10 protein-coding genes and 2 rRNA genes are annotated in these 18,539 nt (G+C 51.5%); all 12 read right to left on the bottom strand.

Translation table 11 applies throughout. The features are described 5' to 3' along the window. Entirely contained in the window at positions 1-1,440 is a 1,440-nt protein-coding gene (gene purF, locus P157_RS0106415) for an amidophosphoribosyltransferase (protein WP_026760271.1), read from the bottom strand. A gap of 55 nt (positions 1,441-1,495) precedes the next feature. Next, positions 1,496-1,981 (bottom strand): 5-(carboxyamino)imidazole ribonucleotide mutase, encoded by a 486-nt coding sequence (purE, locus tag P157_RS0106410; RefSeq protein WP_026760270.1) that lies wholly within the window; start codon positions 1,979-1,981, stop codon positions 1,496-1,498. Positions 1,982-2,000: 19 nt separating this feature from the next. Further along, positions 2,001-2,870, bottom strand: coding sequence for a phosphoribosylaminoimidazolesuccinocarboxamide synthase (locus P157_RS0106405; RefSeq protein WP_026760269.1), 870 nt, complete (start codon positions 2,868-2,870; stop codon positions 2,001-2,003). 190 nt (positions 2,871-3,060) lie between these two features. Further along, a complete protein-coding gene (locus P157_RS14040) occupies positions 3,061-7,317 on the bottom strand; it encodes a 2-hydroxyacyl-CoA dehydratase (RefSeq protein WP_037368180.1) in 4,257 nt (1,418 codons plus the stop codon). 108 nt (positions 7,318-7,425) lie between these two features. Continuing rightward, the gene (gene truA / locus P157_RS0106395; protein WP_026760268.1) at positions 7,426-8,202 is read right to left on the bottom strand and encodes a tRNA pseudouridine(38-40) synthase TruA; all 777 of its coding nucleotides are present in this window, start codon (positions 8,200-8,202) and stop codon (positions 7,426-7,428) included. Then, positions 8,199-8,996, bottom strand: a complete 798-nt coding sequence (locus P157_RS0106390) for an energy-coupling factor transporter transmembrane component T family protein (RefSeq protein WP_026760267.1) — start codon at positions 8,994-8,996, stop codon at positions 8,199-8,201. The genes truA and P157_RS0106390 overlap by 4 nt, the downstream gene beginning before the upstream one ends. Beyond that, positions 8,986-9,852 carry an energy-coupling factor transporter ATPase gene (locus tag P157_RS0106385; RefSeq protein WP_026760266.1) on the bottom strand — a complete coding sequence of 289 codons (867 nt, stop codon included), beginning with the start codon at positions 9,850-9,852 and terminating at the stop codon, positions 8,986-8,988. The genes P157_RS0106390 and P157_RS0106385 overlap by 11 nt, the downstream gene beginning before the upstream one ends. Continuing rightward, entirely contained in the window at positions 9,842-10,684 is an 843-nt protein-coding gene (locus P157_RS0106380; protein ID WP_026760265.1) for an energy-coupling factor transporter ATPase, read from the bottom strand. Before P157_RS0106380 ends, P157_RS0106385 begins: the two co-directional genes overlap by 11 nt. A 264-nt stretch (positions 10,685-10,948) precedes the next feature. Next, a 23S ribosomal RNA gene (locus P157_RS0106375) occupies positions 10,949-13,865 on the bottom strand. Between the two features lie 255 nt (positions 13,866-14,120). Next, positions 14,121-15,681: ribosomal RNA gene (locus tag P157_RS14035) — 16S ribosomal RNA — on the bottom strand. Together the 16S and 23S rRNA genes form the textbook arrangement of a ribosomal RNA operon. Positions 15,682-16,148: 467 nt before the next feature. After that, complete coding sequence (cysK, locus tag P157_RS0106365; RefSeq protein WP_026760264.1) at positions 16,149-17,081, bottom strand: cysteine synthase A; 933 nt, start codon at positions 17,079-17,081, stop codon at positions 16,149-16,151. A 20-nt stretch (positions 17,082-17,101) separates the two neighbouring features. Continuing rightward, on the bottom strand, positions 17,102-18,385 hold the full coding sequence (locus P157_RS0106360) for an O-acetylhomoserine aminocarboxypropyltransferase/cysteine synthase family protein (RefSeq protein WP_026760263.1): 1,284 nt from the start codon (positions 18,383-18,385) through the stop codon (positions 17,102-17,104). Positions 18,386-18,539: the final 154 nt, after the last annotated feature.

Below are 18,539 nucleotides of genomic sequence, written 5' to 3'. Positions count from 1 at the left end.
TCACTTTTTGCGCTGTTCAAACACATACTTGCTGTCACCGGCCGGCTTTTCGCCATCGGCGATGGGATAGGCACTATTAAAGCAGGCATAGCACATATCGTCAGCATTGACTTCCGACACGCAGGATTTCAGCCCTTCCAGGGAAATGAAATGCAGGGAGTCCGCACCGATAAATTCGCGGATTTCCTCAACGCTCTTGGTGGCGGCAATCAGTTCCTTGCGCACCGAAGTATCAATCCCATAATAGCAGGGATAGCCAATCGGCGGGCTGCTGATGCACATATGCACCTCTTTGGCCCCGGCCTGCTTGAGCATATTGACAATCTTGCCACTGGTCGTGCCGCGAACGATACTGTCATCGACCATGATAACGGATTTCCCCGCCACCACGGAACGGATGGCATTGAGCTTGAGCTTCACGCTGGTATCGCGCTTCTTCTGTGTCGGCTGGATAAAGGTACGGCCAATATAGCGGTTCTTAATCAACCCTTCCACAAAGGGAATCCCCGACTCATAGGCATAGCCCGTAGCTGCTGTGGTACCGGAGTCCGGCACCGAAATGACGATATCGCCCTTGAACTTTGCCTCGCGCGCGAGTACCCGGCCCATCATAAAGCGGGCATCATGGACGCTCTGACCATCAATGACCGAATCCGGACGTGCAAAGTAAATGTATTCAAAAATACAGGAAGCCTTCTTCTCATGCATGGCGAACGGATAGGACTTCACGCCGCTGTCGTCAATGACCACCATTTCACCCGGCGCAATATCACGGACGAACTCGGCACCAGCCACATCGAGACCGCAGCTTTCCGACGACAGGATATAGCTGCCTTCCTCCGTCTTGCCCAGGCAAAGCGGACGGAACCCCTGCGGGTCACGGGCACCAATCAGCTTATCCTCCGTCATAATCGCCAGACAATAGGCACCGCGAATCTTCTTCAGGCTCTCGATAATCTTTTCTTCCACGGTTTCTGCCCGGCTGCGGGCAATGAGGTTCACAAAGACTTCCGAATCAATGGACGTCTGGAAAATCGTGCCCTGTTCTTCCAATTCATGGCGGATTTCTGCCGCGTTGGTCAGATTGCCGTTATGCGCCAGCGCAATCTTGCCGCCCGAATAATTCACCATCAAAGGCTGGGTGTTGCACAAAAGACTTGAGCCTGTGGTGGAATAACGTACATGGCCGATGGCAATGCACTGATTTTCCATATGCGGCACCTGATGGCGGAACACCTCATTGACGAGGCCCATGCCACGGGTAACATCCATCCAGGCGCCATCGGTAATGGCAATACCTGCACTTTCCTGACCGCGGTGCTGCAAGGCATAAAGCCCTAAATAGGTCAGCCCCGACACATCTTCCGTGCGGGAAAACACGCCGTAAACACCGCACTCCTCTTTCCACTTCGGTTCTACATTATAGCCATTTTCATACATGGTTATATCAATCTCTCACTTTTTTCTACTAAAAAACAGTCCGGTGCCGCGCAACTTAAAGCTGCGCAGCTACACGGGCTGCTTTCTTTTCCACTTCTTCAACCATTTTTTCACGATATGCCGCAAGCTTTGCTGCAAGTTCAGCATTGCCCACCGCAAAAATCTGCACCGCAAAAATCGCTGCATTCTTGGCACCATTGATTGCCATCGTTGCCACCGGCACACCGGAAGGCATCTGCACCGTGCTCAGGAGCGCATCCATACCATTGAGCGCCGTCGCATTGATGGGCACACCAATAACCGGCAGCGTCGTATAGCTTGCTACTACGCCTGCCAAATGCGCCGCTGCGCCAGCCGCCACAATGAACACAGAGATCCCATTCTCCGGTGCTGCGAGCACAAAATCACGCACCTTGCCCGGCGTGCGATGGGCAGAAGCTACCACAACTTCGGACTCGATGCCAAACTGCTTCAGAATATCTGCCGCCGGCTTCAGAATCGGCCAGTCCGAATCACTGCCCATAATGATTGCTGCTTTCATTAAAGATGCTTCTCCTCTCTTAGAACTTCTTACCCGTCAACACTTCGTAAGCCTCTTTGTACTTAGCGATTGTCTTATCGATAATATCCTGCGGCAGTTTGTAATCGCTGTCCGGATTTGCCTTGAGCCAATCACGCACAAACTGCTTGTCATAGGACGGCTGGCTCTTGCCTGCTTCGTAGCCTTCCAGCGGCCAGAAGCGGGAGCTGTCCGGCGTCAGCACTTCATCACCCAAAACGATATTGCCTTCTTCATCCACACCGAATTCAAACTTCGTATCTGCGATGATAATGCCCTTCGTCAGTGCATACTCTGCGCACTTCTTATAGATGGCAATGGTGTAGTCGCGAATCTTTTCCGCATATTCCATGCCATGGCCGGGGAATTCTTTTTCCAAAACCTTGGCGCCCTGTTCCAGGGAGACGTTCTCATCGTGGTCGCCAAGTTCAGCCTTGGTACTCGGCGTGAAAATCGGCTCAGGAAGTTTTTCCGATTCCTGCAGGCCTTCCGGCAGTTTGATGCCGCAGATGGTGCCGTTTTCCTTGTAGCTTTCCCAGCCGCTGCCCGTGATGTAGCCGCGTACAATGCATTCCATGGGAATCATGTGCAGCTTCTTGCACTTCATGCTATTGCCTTTGAACTCCTCCTGCTGGAAAAATTCCGGCATATCCGCATTGTCTACAGACAGCATGTGGTTAGGAATGATGTCCTTCGTGAAATCAAACCAGAACTTAGACATCTGGGTCAGGACTGCGCCCTTGTCCGTAATCTTGTTCTTCAGAATGTGGTCAAAAGCCGAAATACGGTCTGTTGCCACCATGATGATGCTGCCATCAGCTTCATAAACTTCACGGACTTTACCAGATTTGAAAGGTTTGTAGGTTTTCATGAGTTATATCGTCTCCCATAAAAATATAAAGTTGTTGCGGAACTTTGACAAGTTCCCTTCCGACTATTCCATAATAACGAGATTTTTTTGACATGTCAATGACTTTTAGGACACATGTCCTTGATTTTTATTTCGTATAAAAAATAGCTTGACATGTCAAAAATTGACATGTCAAGCCACAGATTCTTAATCAACGGTTTATCGCCATATTGTCAGATTCCTGTTTTTCCTGCTGCGGGCCGCGCTCTTTGGCTACGGCGAGCATGAGTTTGAGACGGTTGAGCTGGTTGACTTCACTGGAACCGGCATCGCAGTCGATGGCTGTGATATTGGCGCCCTTGTAGGCATTGCGCAGTTCATGCATAACGCCCTTGCCCGTAATATGGTTGGGCAGGCAGCCGAAGGGCTGCAGGCAGACCACATTGGGCACACCGGAGTCGATGAGCTTGACCATTTCGCCGGTCAGGAACCAGCCTTCACCGGCCATATTGCCCAGGCTTACATGGCGGGAAGCCATGGCCGCCGTTTCGTAAATGGAATGAGGCGGCTGGAAGTGTCTGCTTTCCTGCAGGGCCTTCTTCATGGGACGGCGGAAGAATTCCAAGATATTGATAAACATCTTGCCGAAGACTTCTTCCTTGTAAGAGCCTGCCAAGAGATTCCGCTTGGCAATGGCATCATAAGCCGAATAGAGGAAGAAATCCACAAAATCTGGCATGACCACTTCGGCACCTTCGTCCATCAGAACTTTTTCGATATGGTTGTTGGCCACCGGGTGATACTTCACGAGGATTTCGCCCACGATGCCCACCTTCGGTTTCCAGAGTTGTTCATCAATGGGCAGGTGGTCAAATTCTTTGACCATAGCCTTGATATTTTTCCGGAAACGGAAGTAATTGCCGCGAACGATTTCTTCCTTGGCTCGTTCCATCCACTTATCAAACAGAACCTTCGTAGAACCCTTGGTGATTTCATAAGGCATCATACGGTTGCGCACGTTCATGAGAGTATCACCGTAGACGGCCGCCTTGATGGCGTCTACGAGCATGCCGCGTCCCATATGGAAGGAATCTGTTTCCTCCTTAAGGCCATGAACAGCAAACACCGGCACCTGCGGGAAGCCGGCATGCTTCAATGCCTGCCGCAAAACGCTCAGATAGTTGGTGGCCCGGCAGGCACCACAGGTCTGGAACAGCATGATACTCGTATGGTCAGGGTCGCAGAGTCCGTCCTTCAAGGCGGAAATCAGCTGGCCGATAACCACAATGGCCGGATAGCACATATCGTTATGCACATAGCGCAGGCCTGTATCAATGGCATGCTTGTCCGGCATCGGCGGAATCACAGCCTTTAAGCCATGCTTGTTGAGCACGGTCTTGAAGAGTTCAAAGTGAATCGGTGCCATCTGCGGGGCCAGCACGGTATGGGTCTTTTTGCAGTCCTCCGTAAAGTGCGGTCGCTCGATATCCGGCACCGCCTGATAAGCAATCGGCTTTTTGCGGGCCAGCGCCGCCATCAGGGAGCGCAGGCGAATCCGCGCCGCACCAAGGTTGGATACCTCATCGAGTTTAATCATCGTGTAGATGCGCTGATGTTTTTCCAGAATATCCTTGACCTGCTCCGTGGTCAAAGCGTCGAGGCCACAGCCGAAGGAGCTGAACTGAATCAGTGTCAGATTCGGATGTTCAGCCACGAACTGCGCCGCATGGTACAGACGGGCATGATAGCTCCACTGGTTGACTACCTGCAGACGCTGTGCCTTGACCGGCAGATGATAGACGGCATCCTCAGAGAGCACCGGCAGTTTATAGGACTGAATCATCTCGGGAATGCCGTGGTTAATTTCCGGGTCCACATGATAAGGGCGCCCCACCAGCATAATCGCCTGCTGTCCGGTACGCTCAATATGTTCCAGAATTTTTCTGCCATAATCGCGCACATCTTCACGGTAACGGGCAATTTCCACATAGGCTGCCTCCACCGCGCTGGCAATTTCCTGTTTGCTGATGTTTTCCCGCTTGCCGAGCTCCTCGAACAGGCGGGCCGTCAGCCGTTTTTTATCGTTTATCGGCACAAAGGGCTGGATGAATTCCACTTCCTGCTGGCGCAGAACATCCATATTCCCGCGGATATTTTCCGCATAGGACGCCACAATCGGACAGTTGAAATGATTGTCCGAAGCATGCACCTCGTCCTCCATGTTATAGGGCGCGCAGGGATAGAAAATCTTCTTGATGCCCTTTTCCACCAAGTCCATGATATGGCCATGCGTAATCTTGGCCGGATAGCACAGGGAATCAGAGGGCACCGTAGCCATGCCCTTGTAGTACATCTTCGCACTGGACTTGCCCGACAGTTCCACCCGATAACCCAGGAAGGTCAGGAAGGTGAACCAGAAGGGATAATCCTCGTACATATTAAGCACGCGCGGAATACCAATCGTACCACGGCTCGGATGTTCCAAAGGACGATAGTATTTGAATACACGGTTGTATTTATAGGTGTAGATGTTCGGCGTTTCTTCTTCGGTCTGCTTCTGGCCGCCAACGCCGCGTTCACAGCGGTTGCCCGTGAAATACTTGCCGCCATCCGGGAATTTCTGCATAGTAATCAGACAGCTGTTGCCGCAGCCTTTGCAGCGGTAAGAGCTGGTTTCCACATGGAAATTCTGCAGTTTAGCAAGCGGCAGGATTGACGAATGCTCCTGCCCGCTTTCCTGCGCCAGAATCGCAGCGCCATAAGCGCCCATGAGGCCGGCGATATCGGGACGGATAACTTCTCTGTCCAGCAGTTTTTCCATACAGCGCAGTACCGCGTCGTTATAGAAGGTACCGCCCTGCACGACAATATGGTCGCCAAGTTCCCGCACATCTTTGAGCTGCATGACCTTGAACAAGGCATTCTTGATGACGGAAAAAGCGATGCCCGCAGAAATATCGGCGACTTCTGCCCCTTCCTTCTGGGCCTGCTTGACCTTGGAATTCATGAATACCGTACAGCGCGTGCCCAAATCCACAGGCGCCTTAGATTTCAAGGCCTTCTGTGCAAACTGCGCAGGCGTCATGGACAGGCCTTCGGCAAAGTTCTGGATAAAGGAGCCACAGCCTGCCGAGCACGCCTCATTCAGCGTGATATTGCCGATATTGCCGTCCTTGACGAAGAAGCACTTCATATCCTGACCGCCAATATCGAGCACAAAGGTAACTTCGGGACAGAACTCCTGCGCGGCCCGCAGATGGGCAAAGGTTTCAACCTCGCCACCATCAGCGTGCAAAGCCGCCTTAACGATGGCTTCACCATAGCCCGTGGTCATGGTGCTGGCAATATAAGCACCTTCCGGCATAGCCTTATAGAGTTCCTGCATTTCCCGCACAACCGTAGAAAGCGGGGAACCCTGATTGCTGCCGTAAGACGTATAAAGAATTTCCTTATCCCGGCCAATCGCCGTTATTTTCGTAGTGGTGGAACCAGCATCAATGCCCACGTAAACCGGGCCTTGATAGCCTGCTATATCCCCGCGCTTTACCTTGTCTTTATCGTGACGGGCCTTGAATGCTTCATACTCCGCATCACTTTCAAACAACGTAAAATCCGCCTGGCGGGTTTCGCTGGCGGCAGCTGTTTTCGCCTCAGCAATGCCCTTTTCCAGACGAGCCACATCCATCTCCTGCGCTTCATCGGACAGAGCAGCCCCCATGGCCACAAAGTAGTTGCCGTAATCCACGTCAACCACATGGTCATCATCGAGCTTCAATGTTTCAATAAACCGCTTGCGCAGCTCCGGCAGGAAATGCAACGGGCCGCCCAAAAAGGCCACATGGCCGTCAATGGGACGCCCCTGTGCCAGATTGCCAATCGTCTGATTGACTACCGCCTGAAAGATGGACAGGGCGATATCGGCTTTTTCTGCGCCATCGTTCATAAGCGCCTGAATATCCGTCTTGGCAAACACGCCGCAGCGAGACGCAATGGTGTAAATCTGCTTGCCTTTCTCCGCCAGTTCATTAAGGCCGGAGGCATCCGTAGAAAGCAAAGAAGCCATATGGTCGATAAAGGAACCGGTGCCGCCGGCACAAACGCCGTTCATGCGCTGTTCCGGTGCTTCACCGAAGTAGGTTATCTTGGCATCCTCGCCGCCGAGTTCCACCACGGTATCCGTCTGCGGTATGAGATTTTTTACGGCTGCTGCGCAGGCAATAACCTCCTGCACGAAGGGCAGGCCTATACGCTGAGCAATGCCCATACCTGCTGACCCAGTAAGCGCGAAGGTAAACTTCTTCTCTCCCACCAGAGATTTCAGCTGCGTCAGATTCTCCTGCAAGGCATTGCCAATTTCTGAAAAATGCCGGGCATAGTTCTTGTAGAGAATGTTCTTCTCATGATCAAGCACCACCAATTTAATGGTCGTGGAGCCCACATCTATACCCACATTCAAAAGGGACTTCATAGTTTCACCACCTGAGTTGATTCCATTAAACCTCTTTTTCAGGTTCCTTTCATATTATATAAAATTCAACCATTTGGTGCAAGCTAATTTGTTACGAAATGCACTTAATCAATACTCAACACTGTACAAATATAGCCCGCAGGCAGGGGCAGTCGCACTGGCCTGATGACGGTCAAGGCTTGCCATAATCTCCGCAAATCGCTCCACACTGATGCGCCCTAAGCCTACGTTTGCCACCGTGCCAATGATATTGCGTACCATATGATAGAGAAAGCCATTGCCATAAATGGTAAATTCGAGCATATCGCCCGGCCTTTCCTCGACCTTGGCCTCATAGATGGTGCGCACCGGACTCATGGGCGCGCCCCCTGCAGCCCGAAAGGCGCTGAAATCATGCGTACCCTTGATTAAATCGAGCGCCGCCTGCATTTTTGACATGTCAAGTTTGCGCCGTTCATACCAAGCATAGCGGGCCGTCAACGGGTTGGGCGTTGTGCCCTGCTGTATCCGATAGATATAGGTCTTGGCCTTGGCACTATGACGGGCACTGAAGTCCTCGTCAGCCTCCCAGGCCTCCTTGACCACAATATCATCCGGCAGCAAACTGTTGACCGCCATAGGCACTCTGTCGATGGGAATACTGCCATTGGTAAAGAAATTGACCACCTGCCCATAGGCATGAACCCCTGCATCGGTGCGCCCCGAAGCTGCCAGTTCAATGGTATCACCAAAGATAATGGCCAGCTTCTTTTCCAGCACATTCTGCACCGCGACCACTGGCGGACTCTGCCGTTGGAAACCATGATACGCCGTGCCATCATAAGCCACCTTCAGCGCAATATTCCGTTTTCGGGCCTTCATTTCTTCTTTGTGTTCACTCTTCATAAGGTGTAGCTAACTCCTAATCCCACGCTGACCAGAGAAAAAATGGCAATCGCCACATAATCCAGCCTTGCCAGCTTCATTTCCTTCATGCGGGTACGGCCTTCGCCCCCGCGGTAACAACGCGCTTCCATGGCCAGCGCCAAATCATCTGCCCGGCGAAACGCCGACAAAAAGAGCGGCACCAAAATCGGCACCATATTTTTTAGCCGCGACAAGATACTGCCCGTAACAAAATCGGCACCACGCGACTGCTGCGCCTTCATGATTTTATCTGTCTCACTGATAAGCGTCGGAATAAACCGCAGAGCAATGGTCATCATCATCGCGAGCTCATGCGCCGGTAGCCCCAGACGCTTGAACGGTGACAATAGGCTCTCCAGCGCATCCGTCAATTTGAGCGGACTGGTCGTAAAGGTCAGCAACGTGCTAAGTATGATTAAGAGCATTAACCGCACACTAATTAACGCGCCCTGCTCCACACCTTCCTGCGTGATAACAAACTGCCAAATGCGGTAAATTTCCCGCCCCGGATGGCTGAACAGATGCAGCACAAAGGTAAAGAGAATAATCCACCACAAGGGCTTTAGCGAACGCAGTACCATGCGCACAGGGACATGGGAAATCATAATCAGCAAAAGAGTTACAACACTCATGCCAATATAAACAGGTGCGCTGGTAAAGACAAAGACTTCAATGAGCAGAACCAGCAGCAGACATATCTTCACGCGGGCATCCATTCTATGCAAAAAAGAATCGCCAGGAAAATACTGACCAATCATAATATTATTTAACATGGAATACCTCCCTAAGCGATTGCAGGCCTGCCTCCGGCGTCAACGCATGTTCGTTCACAGGCAGACCGGCAGCTTGGAGCTTTTGCATAATCTGCATCATCTGCGGCGGTTCCAAACCAGTCTCCTGCAAAAGCTGGGCATCGGCAAAAATTTCTGCCGGCGTTCCAACAGCACGCAGATGCCCGGCCTGCATAACCACCATTCTATCAGCCAGCCGCGCAATGTCTTCCATGCTATGGGACACAAAGACGATGGTCAGCTTCCATTTGTGGTGCAGTTTCTGAATGGTAGCCATCAGTTCTTCCCGCCCCCGCGGGTCAAGTCCCGCTGCCGGTTCATCCAGCACAAGATACTTGGGATGCATGGCCAGGACACCGGCGATAGCTACCCGGCGCATCTGCCCGCCGCTTAACGCAAACGGAGACACATCTTTACACTTCTCGTAGGATAAGCCCACCAGTTCCATGGCTTCCTTAACACGCTCTTTTGTTTCTTCTTCACTAAGGCCCTGATTCTGCGGACCAAAGGCAATATCTTTTTCGATGGTTTCCTCAAAGAGCTGCGTCTCCGCATACTGAAACACCATGCCCACCTGCTGACGGGCATGCCATGCTTTGACCTTGTCTTCCTTGTTCTTCCCATGCAGTTTTACGCCATCCACCAGCACTTCACCATCAGCAGGCCTGAGCAGTCCATTTAAGTGTTGTACCAAAGTGGACTTTCCCGAGCCTGTGTGCCCGGCAATGGCCGTAAAACTTCCCTGCTCAATAACCAGAGAAACAGCATCTAAAGCAATGCGTTCATAAGGAGTTTTGGGCATATAGATATAGGTAACATTTTTTAACTCAATGGACATAACGGGCCTCCAGCGCAGCAATCAAATCATCAGCACTTAAAATATCATGAGGAAGTTGCAACCCGCCCTGACGCAGCTGCCAGGCCAGTTCCACAGCCAAAGGCACCGCCAGTCCCAGTTTATGCATGCGGGGTGCATCGGCAAAAATCTCCTGCGGTTTGCCGCTTTGCACCAGCTGACCTTTCTCCATGACCAGTACCCGGTCAGCCTTGGCCGCCTCATCCATAAAATGCGTGATAACGATAAGGGTCAGCTCGCGCTCTTGGTGCAATCGTTCCACTGTGGCCATCACTTCCTTGCGCCCCTGCGGGTCGAGCATCGCTGTAGCTTCGTCAAGTATCAGGCAGTTGGTATTCATAGCTAACGCCCCGGCGATAGCTACCCGCTGCTTTTGACCGCCAGACAGTAAATGCGGCGCAAACTTTCGAAAATTCTCCATGCCTACAGCTTTTAACGAATCCGTTACCTGCTGGCGGATTTTGGCCGGTTCCATGCCCAGATTCTCCGGGCCGAAGGCCACATCATCTTCCACCACGCCGGCAATCAGCTGATTGTCCGGATTCTGAAACACCATGCCGACCTGACGGCGAATCTGCCAAACATCCTGCGGATTGCGCGTGTCCAAATTTTGAATCTGGCATCTGCCCTCCGTCGGCAGCAAAAGTCCATTCAAATGTCGGGCAAGGGTGGACTTACCGGAACCATTGGCTCCCAAAATCGCCACAAACTCTCCCTGCTCGATCTTAAAACTCACATCCCGCAAAGCGCAAAATTCCTGCTCTGTGCCCTGACTGTATATATGTGTCAGATTGTTTACCTCTATAAATGCCATTAGACTTCCTCTTTCACTAGAATCACAACACAAAGCTTATTATACAACAAAACTCCCCTTCGTCATAGAACTGACTTAGGGGAGTTTACATATTATACACTCAAAACTATACAGAAGAAATTTTCATGTCGAACATTTTAGCTCTTGGCGGTCAACGTCATCCAATCATCTGCGCCTTTCAGGCTTGATTCTTGGGACGTTTTCGCATGCGACCTGTTTCCCAATCATTTCTCGCTTTCGCTCGAATTCTTGGACAGGTCAGCAAAAGTTAAGCCCTCGATTTATTAGTATTGGTCCGCTACATGCCTTACGGCACTTCCACTCCCAACCTATCTACCTTGTCTTCTTCAAGGAATCTTACTGGATTACTCCATGAGATACTTCATCTCGGGACAGGCTTCACGCTTAGATGCTTTCAGCGTTTATCCCTTCCGGACGCAGCTACCCAGCTATGCTTCTGGCGAAACAACTGGTACACCGGCGGTCCGTCCACTCCGGTCCTCTCGTACTAGGAGCAGCTTCCCTCATGTATCTTACGCCCGCGATGGATATGGACCGAACTGTCTCACGACGTTCTGAACCCAGCTCACGTACCACTTTAATGGGCGAACAGCCCAACCCTTGGGACCTGCTTCAGCCCCAGGATGTGATGAGCCGACATCGAGGTGCCAAACCTCCCCGTCGATATGGACTCTTGGGAGAGATTAGCCTGTTATCCCCAGGGTAGCTTTTATCCGTTGAGCGATGGCAATTCCACTCTCATTCCACCGGATCACTAAGCCCTACTTTCGTACCTGCTCGACGTGTCTGTCTCGCAGTCAAGCTCCCTTCTGCCTTTATACTCTTCGCGCGATTTCTGTCCGCGCTGAGGGAACCTTTGGACGCCTCCGTTACTCTTTCGGAGGCGACCGCCCCAGTCAAACTGTCCGCCTGCCACTGTCCCCGAGTTCGTTACTCTCAGGGTTAGATTCCTAACACGCAAAGGCTGGTATCCCAACATTGACTCCTATAGACCTGGCGGCCTATACTCTCCGTCTCCCAGCTATCCTGTACGTTACATGCCAAAAATCAATGACAGGCTGCAGTAAAGCTCCATGGGGTCTTTCTGTCCAGTCGCGGGTAACCTGCATCTTCACAGGTATTTCAATTTCACCGGGTCCCTCGTTGAGACAGTGCCCAAGTCGTTACACCTTTCGTGCGGGTCGGAACTTACCCGACAAGGAATTTCGCTACCTTAGGACCGTTATAGTTACGGCCGCCGTTTACTGGGGCTTCAATTCCGAGCTTCACCTTGCGGCTAACCCGTCCTCTTAACCTTCCAGCACCGGGCAGGTGTCAGCACCTATACGTCAGATTTCTCTTTAGCAGGCACCTGTGTTTGTGGTAAACAGTCGCTTGGGCTTCTCTTCTGTCGCCGGCTCCAGCTTCCTCTGTACAGAGTTCACCAGCTCCGGCCATCCTTCTCCCGAAGTTACGGATGCATTTTGCCGAGTTCCTTAACGAGGGTTTTCCCGCGCACCTTAGGATTCTCTCCCCGCCTACCTGTGTCGGTTTTGGTACGGGTACATGTCGTCTCGTTAGAAGCTTTTCTTGGCAGTGTAGTACGTCTGAATTTGATGCATCCCGAAGGATTTATCTATCTATCGGTTCTCAGCCTTACAGTGAGGGGATTTGCCTCCTCACCAGCCTACCGCCTTCGACTGGCATTTCCAATCGCCAGCTCAGACTCCTTGCTGCGTCACTCCATCCTCAAACAACTTCATGCAGTACAGGAATTTTCGCCTGTTGTCCATCGCCTACGCTTGCTGCCTCGGCTTAGGTCCCGACTTACCCTGGGACGACGAGCGTTGCCCAGGATCCCTTAGGCTTTCGGTGGGCCAGATTCTCACTGGCCGTTTCGCTACTCATACCGGCATTCTCACTTCCATACGCTCCAGCTGTCCTTCCGGTCAACCTTCAACGCCTATGGAACGCTCCCCTACCCATGCTTGCGCATGCCGCGACTTCGGTTCTGTACTTGAGCCCCGGATATTTTCGGCGCAGGGCCTCTCGACCAGTGAGCTATTACGCACTCTTTAAATGGTGGCTGCTTCTGAGCCAACATCCTGGTTGTTTAGGAAGTCCTACATCCTTTTCCACTTAGTACAGCATTGGGGACCTTAGTCGGCGGTCTGGGCTGTTTCCCTCTTGAATACGGGTCTTATCACTCGCATTCTGACTCCCAGGTTCTTCTCATAAAGCCATTCGCAGTTTGACTGGAGTTGGTATCCATTACAGACCCGCGTCCGATCAGTGCTCTACCGTCTTTATGTGTCGCCTGAGGCTAGCCCTAAAGCTATTTCGGGGAGAACCAGCTATCTCCACGTTCGATTGGCATTTCACCCCTATGCACAGCTCATCCCAAAGTTTTTCAACACTCACGGGTTCGGTCCTCCACTCATTTTTACCTGAGCTTCAACCTGGCCATGCATAGATCACTGTGGTTTCGGGTCTAATCCATGTAACTTTCGCCCTATTAAGACTCGCTTTCGCTTCGGCTCCGTGTCTTCCACTTAACCTCGCTACATAAATTAACTCGCCGGTTCATTCTTCAATAGGCACGCCGTCGCACATATAAAGTGCTTCGACTGCTTGTAGACATACGGTTTCAGGTTCTATTTCACTCCCCTCCCGGGGTTCTTTTCACCTTTCCCTCACGGTACTATGCGCTATCGGTCGTTTCGTAGTATTTTGCCTTGGATGGTGGTCCACCCTGCTTCCCACAAGGTTTCACGTGTCTCGTGGTACTCTGGATACCGGCCCGCTTGTTTTCCTTTCGCTTACGGGGGTTTCACCTTCTGTGCCGCTCCTTCCCAGAAGCTTCAGCTAGGAACTTTCCGCTTGATGCCGGTCCTCAACCCCGGTCGTCCGAAGACGTCCGGTTTGGGCTCTTCCCTGTTCGCTCGCCGCTACTGAGGGAATCTCTTTTGATTACTTTTCCTCCGGTTACTTAGATGTTTCAGTTCACCGGGTGTGCCTCCTAGAAACTAGGTGATACGACATAACTCGTACCGGGTTGCCCCATTCGGATATTCATGGCTCACAGCCTACTTGCGGCTCCCCATGACTTTTCGCAGCTTATCGCGTCCTTCATCGGCTCGAAACGCCTAGGCATCCACCATATGCCCTTGGTAGCTTAACTTTCGTTTGTACCCACTAGGGGCACTTTCGCTATAAGGTATCACATGTTTGTGATGTCTATGCTTTTTGAATCCTAAAATGTTCGTTCAACCTCTGTTTACACTGTCGTGTAGACCGTTGGTTAAAATTGATACATTTTAATTTCTTCTGTGTAGTTTTCAGTGTACATATTGAGAGATTATTCTCTCAAAACTAGACAATGCAAACGCTATCTCTAGCAAAGCAGATGCTCCGACCTAAGATATTAAATCCTTAGAAAGGAGGTGATCCAGCCGCACCTTCCGATACGGCTACCTTGTTACGACTTCACCCCAGTCATCGCCCCCACCTTAGACGGCTATATCCTTGCGGTTTACCCACCGGCTTCGGGTGTGAATGACTTCCGTGGTGTGACGGGCGGTGTGTACAAGGCCCGGGAACGTATTCACCGCTGTATGCTGACCAGCGATTACTAGCGATTCCGACTTCATGCAGGCGGGTTGCAGCCTGCAATCCGAACTGGGAGATGGTTTATGGGGTTCGCTTGCCCTCGCGGGGTCGCTGCTCTCTGTCCATCCCATTGTAGTACGTGTGTAGCCCAGGACATAAGGGGCATGATGACTTGACGTCATCCCCGCCTTCCTCCGCGTTGTCCGCGGCAGTCTCATTTGAGTTCCCACCTTTACGTGCTGGCAACAAATGATAGGGGTTGCGCTCGTTGCGGGACTTAACCCAACATCTCACGACACGAGCTGACGACAGCCATGCACCACCTGTTTTCTGGTCTCCGAAGAGAGGGCACTATCTCTAGTGCTTTCCATCAATGTCAAGCCCTGGTAAGGTTCTTCGCGTTGCGTCGAATTAAACCACATACTCCACCGCTTGTGCGGGCCCCCGTCAATTCCTTTGAGTTTCAGTCTTGCGACCGTACTCCCCAGGCGGAATGCTTATTGCGTTAACTCCGGCACAGAAGGGGTCGATACCTCCTACACCTAGCATTCATCGTTTACGGCGTGGACTACCAGGGTATCTAATCCTGTTCGCTCCCCACGCTTTCGAGCCTCAGCGTCAGTTACAGTCCAGAAAGCCGCCTTCGCCACTGGTGTTCCTCCTAATATCTACGCATTTCACCGCTACACTAGGAATTCCGCTTTCCTCTCCTGCACTCAAGAAAGACAGTTTCAATCCCATCACGGGGTTGAGCCCCGCACTTTTAAGACTGACTTGCCTTCCCGCCTGCGCTCCCTTTACGCCCAATAATTCCGGACAACGCTCGCCACCTACGTATTACCGCGGCTGCTGGCACGTAGTTAGCCGTGGCTTCCTCGACGGGTACCGTCATTGCAAGAAACTATTCGCATCTCGCACGTTCGTCCCCGTCAACAGAGCTTTACGAGCCGAAACCCTTCTTCACTCACGCGGCGTTGCTCCGTCAGGCTTTCGCCCATTGCGGAAGATTCCCCACTGCTGCCTCCCGTAGGAGTCTGGACCGTGTCTCAGTTCCAATGTGGCCGTTCATCCTCTCAGACCGGCTACTGATCGTCGCCTTGGTAGGCCGTTACCCCACCAACTAGCTAATCAGACGCAGACCCATCGCAAAGCGATAGCTTACAAGTAGAGGCCATCTTTAATCAGTCTCTCATGTGAGAAACTGACAACATTCGGTATTAGCAGTCCTTTCGGACTGTTGTCCCCATCTTTGCGGCAGGTTGTCTACGCGTTACTCACCCGTTTGCCACTCGACTCATCTAAGCAAGCTTAAAATCGTCTCGTTCGACTTGCATGTGTTAAGCACGCCGCCAGCGTTCGTCCTGAGCCAGGATCAAACTCTCCATAAAATTTATGAAGAACTTAATCAAGCTCTCAATTATCTATTAAAGAAATTGCCGATTGCTATGTTGTTCATACCAATCGATGTTTTAATAAGAAGTTTTCACTTCTCAAACATCTGGCTTTAATCATGTTGCATGATTATTTGCATTGTTTAGTTTTCAAAGAACAATCTTGTTTAGCGCTTCTTTCGAAGTGCCTGTCGCTTCAAGCGACTCATTTATCTTATCGCATCGGATTTGACTTGTCAAGAACTTTTTTGAAATTTTCTTTTTTGTCAAAACTCGAAAGCAATCACTTACAATCCCTTGCCAGTCAAGGCTTGCTGAACTGTGTTTCTTGCTCTCGCTCCTGGCGACTTGTATTATATTACACGAGTCAGTCCTGTCTGTCAACACTTTTTCTTAAAAAAATAAATTTCTTGTTATAAATTAAAAATCGCTGGAACGAGCCAGCGATTTTCAATATCTTTGCTTTAGTCATTAAAGAGTTCTGTGGAAAGATAGCGGTCCCCCGTATCGGGCAGCAAAGCCACGATGTTCTTACCCGCAAATTCCGGACGCTTGGCCAGCTGAACGGCTGCCGCTAGTGCTGCACCGGCGGAGATACCGACCAGCACGCCTTCGCTATGGGCAAACTGACGGCCATATTTGAAGGCATCTTCGTTGCTGATGGGCAGGACTTCATCGTAGACCTTGGTATCGAGTGTTTCCGGCACAAAACCTGCACCAATGCCCTGAATCTTGTGCGGGCCAGCTGTGCCTTGACTGAGTACCGGCGAACTTTCCGGCTCGACGGCCACGACATGCACAGCTGCATTCTGCTTTTTGAGATAACGACCTACGCCCGTAAGCGTGCCGCCCGTGCCTACACCAGCGATAAAGGCATCGACTTTGCCATCCGCATCCTGCCAGATTTCCGGTCCGGTCGTTGCTTCGTGAATAGCCGGATTTGCCTGATTCGTAAACTGAGAGGGAATGAACGCATTCGGCGTCTCTTTTGCCAGTTCTTCGGCCTTGGCAATGGCGCCCTTCATGCCCTTGGCACCATCGGTCAGCACAATCTGTGCACCATAGGCCTTCAAGAGATTGCGGCGCTCCACGCTCATGGTTTCCGGCATGGTCAAAACAGCCTTGTAGCCACGGGCTGCGGCAAAGCTGGCCAGCCCAATGCCCGTATTGCCGCTGGTCGGCTCGATAATCACCGTGTCTTTGGTGATTTTGCCTTCTTTTTCCGCCTGCTCAATCATGGCTTTGGCAATGCGGTCTTTGACACTGCCGGCAGGATTCAGATATTCCAGCTTGACCAGAATATTGGCCTGCAGGTCATTTGCTTCAATGAAATTATTTGCTTTTAAGAGCGGCGTATTGCCGATAAGCTCAGTTACACTGTTGTAAATCTTTGCCATGACAAAATACCTCCTTGTCGTTATTTGGCAGCTGCAAAACCTTTTTCGAGGTCTGCAATAATATCATCAATATGTTCCGTACCGATGGACAGACGGATGGTGCTCTGGGAAATGCCCTGGTCAGCCAGTTCCTCGTCCGTCAGCTGGGAATGCGTCGTGGATGCCGGATGAATGACAAGGCTCTTGACATCAGCCACGTTGGCAAGCAGGGAGAAGATTTCCAGATTGTCGATAAACTTCCAAGCCGCTTCTTTGCCACCCTTGATTTCGAACGTAAAGATGGATGCACCACCGTTCGGGAAATACTTTTCGTAGAGTGCATGGTCCGGATGATCCGGCAGGGACGGATGGTTAACCTTAGCCACCTGCGGATGCTTGCTCAGAAATTCCACCACTTTCTTCGTGTTCTCGGCATGGCGTTCCAGACGCAGGGAAAGGGTTTCCACGCCCTGCAAGAGCAGGAAGGCATTGAACGGAGAAATCGCACCGCCCAAGTCGCGCAGTAGGATGGCTCTTACGTAGGTTACAAAGGCAGCCGGGCCAGCCACATCGGCAAAGGATACGCCATGATAGCTGGGGTTCGGGTCAGCAATGCCCGGATACTTGCCACTGGCCTTCCAGTCAAAGCTGCCGCCATCGACAATCACGCCCCCCAATGTCGTGCCATGACCGCCGATGAATTTCGTCGCCGAGTGAACCACGATATCCGCACCATGTTCCAGTGGACGAATCAGATACGGCGTACCAAAGGTGTTGTCGATGACGAGCGGCAGACCATGCTTATGGGCAATTTCCGCAATGGCGTCAATATCGGGAATGTCGCTGTTCGGATTGCCGAGCGTTTCGAGATAGATGGCTCTCGTATTTTCCTTGATGGCGCCTTCCACTTCGGCAAGGTCATGAGCATCGACGAAGGTAGCTTCCACACCAAACTCCGTTAACGTATGCGCCAGCAGATTGTACGTGCCGCCGTAAATCGTCTTCTGCGCAACGATATGACCGCCATTTGCTGCCAAAGCCTGAATCGTGTAAGTGATGGCTGCAGCACCAGAAGCAACGGCCAGAGCTGCCGTGCCGCCTTCCAAAGCAGCGATGCGTTTTTCAAACACATCCTGCGTGGAGTTGGTCAGACGGCCATAGATGTTGCCGGCATCAGCCAGGCCAAAACGGTCAGCAGCATGCTGGCTGTTGCGGAATACATAGGAAGTAGTCTGATAAATGGGTACTGCACGCGCATCCGATGCTGGGTCCGGCTGTTCCTGTCCAACATGTAACTGCAAGGTTTCAAATTTGTACTGGCTCATAAATAAAATCCCCTTTCATCATCAAAAAGAGGTTCCAAAAGCTCCCTTCATGCCAAGGGTCTTGCTTCTGGAACCTCCAATTTTTTTGGTCAGTTCTTTTCTCTTTTTAGGTTGTATGCCAAATGTTTTTGGCATGTCTATATATTACAGTGTT

Origin of the sequence: Selenomonas ruminantium AC2024, assembly GCF_000687995.1 — a bacterium.
GTDB classification, from domain to species: domain Bacteria; phylum Bacillota; class Negativicutes; order Selenomonadales; family Selenomonadaceae; genus Selenomonas_A; species Selenomonas_A ruminantium_B.
The sequence above is the reverse complement of the archived record's forward strand: the minus strand, read 5'-3'. Positions and strand labels throughout refer to the sequence as shown.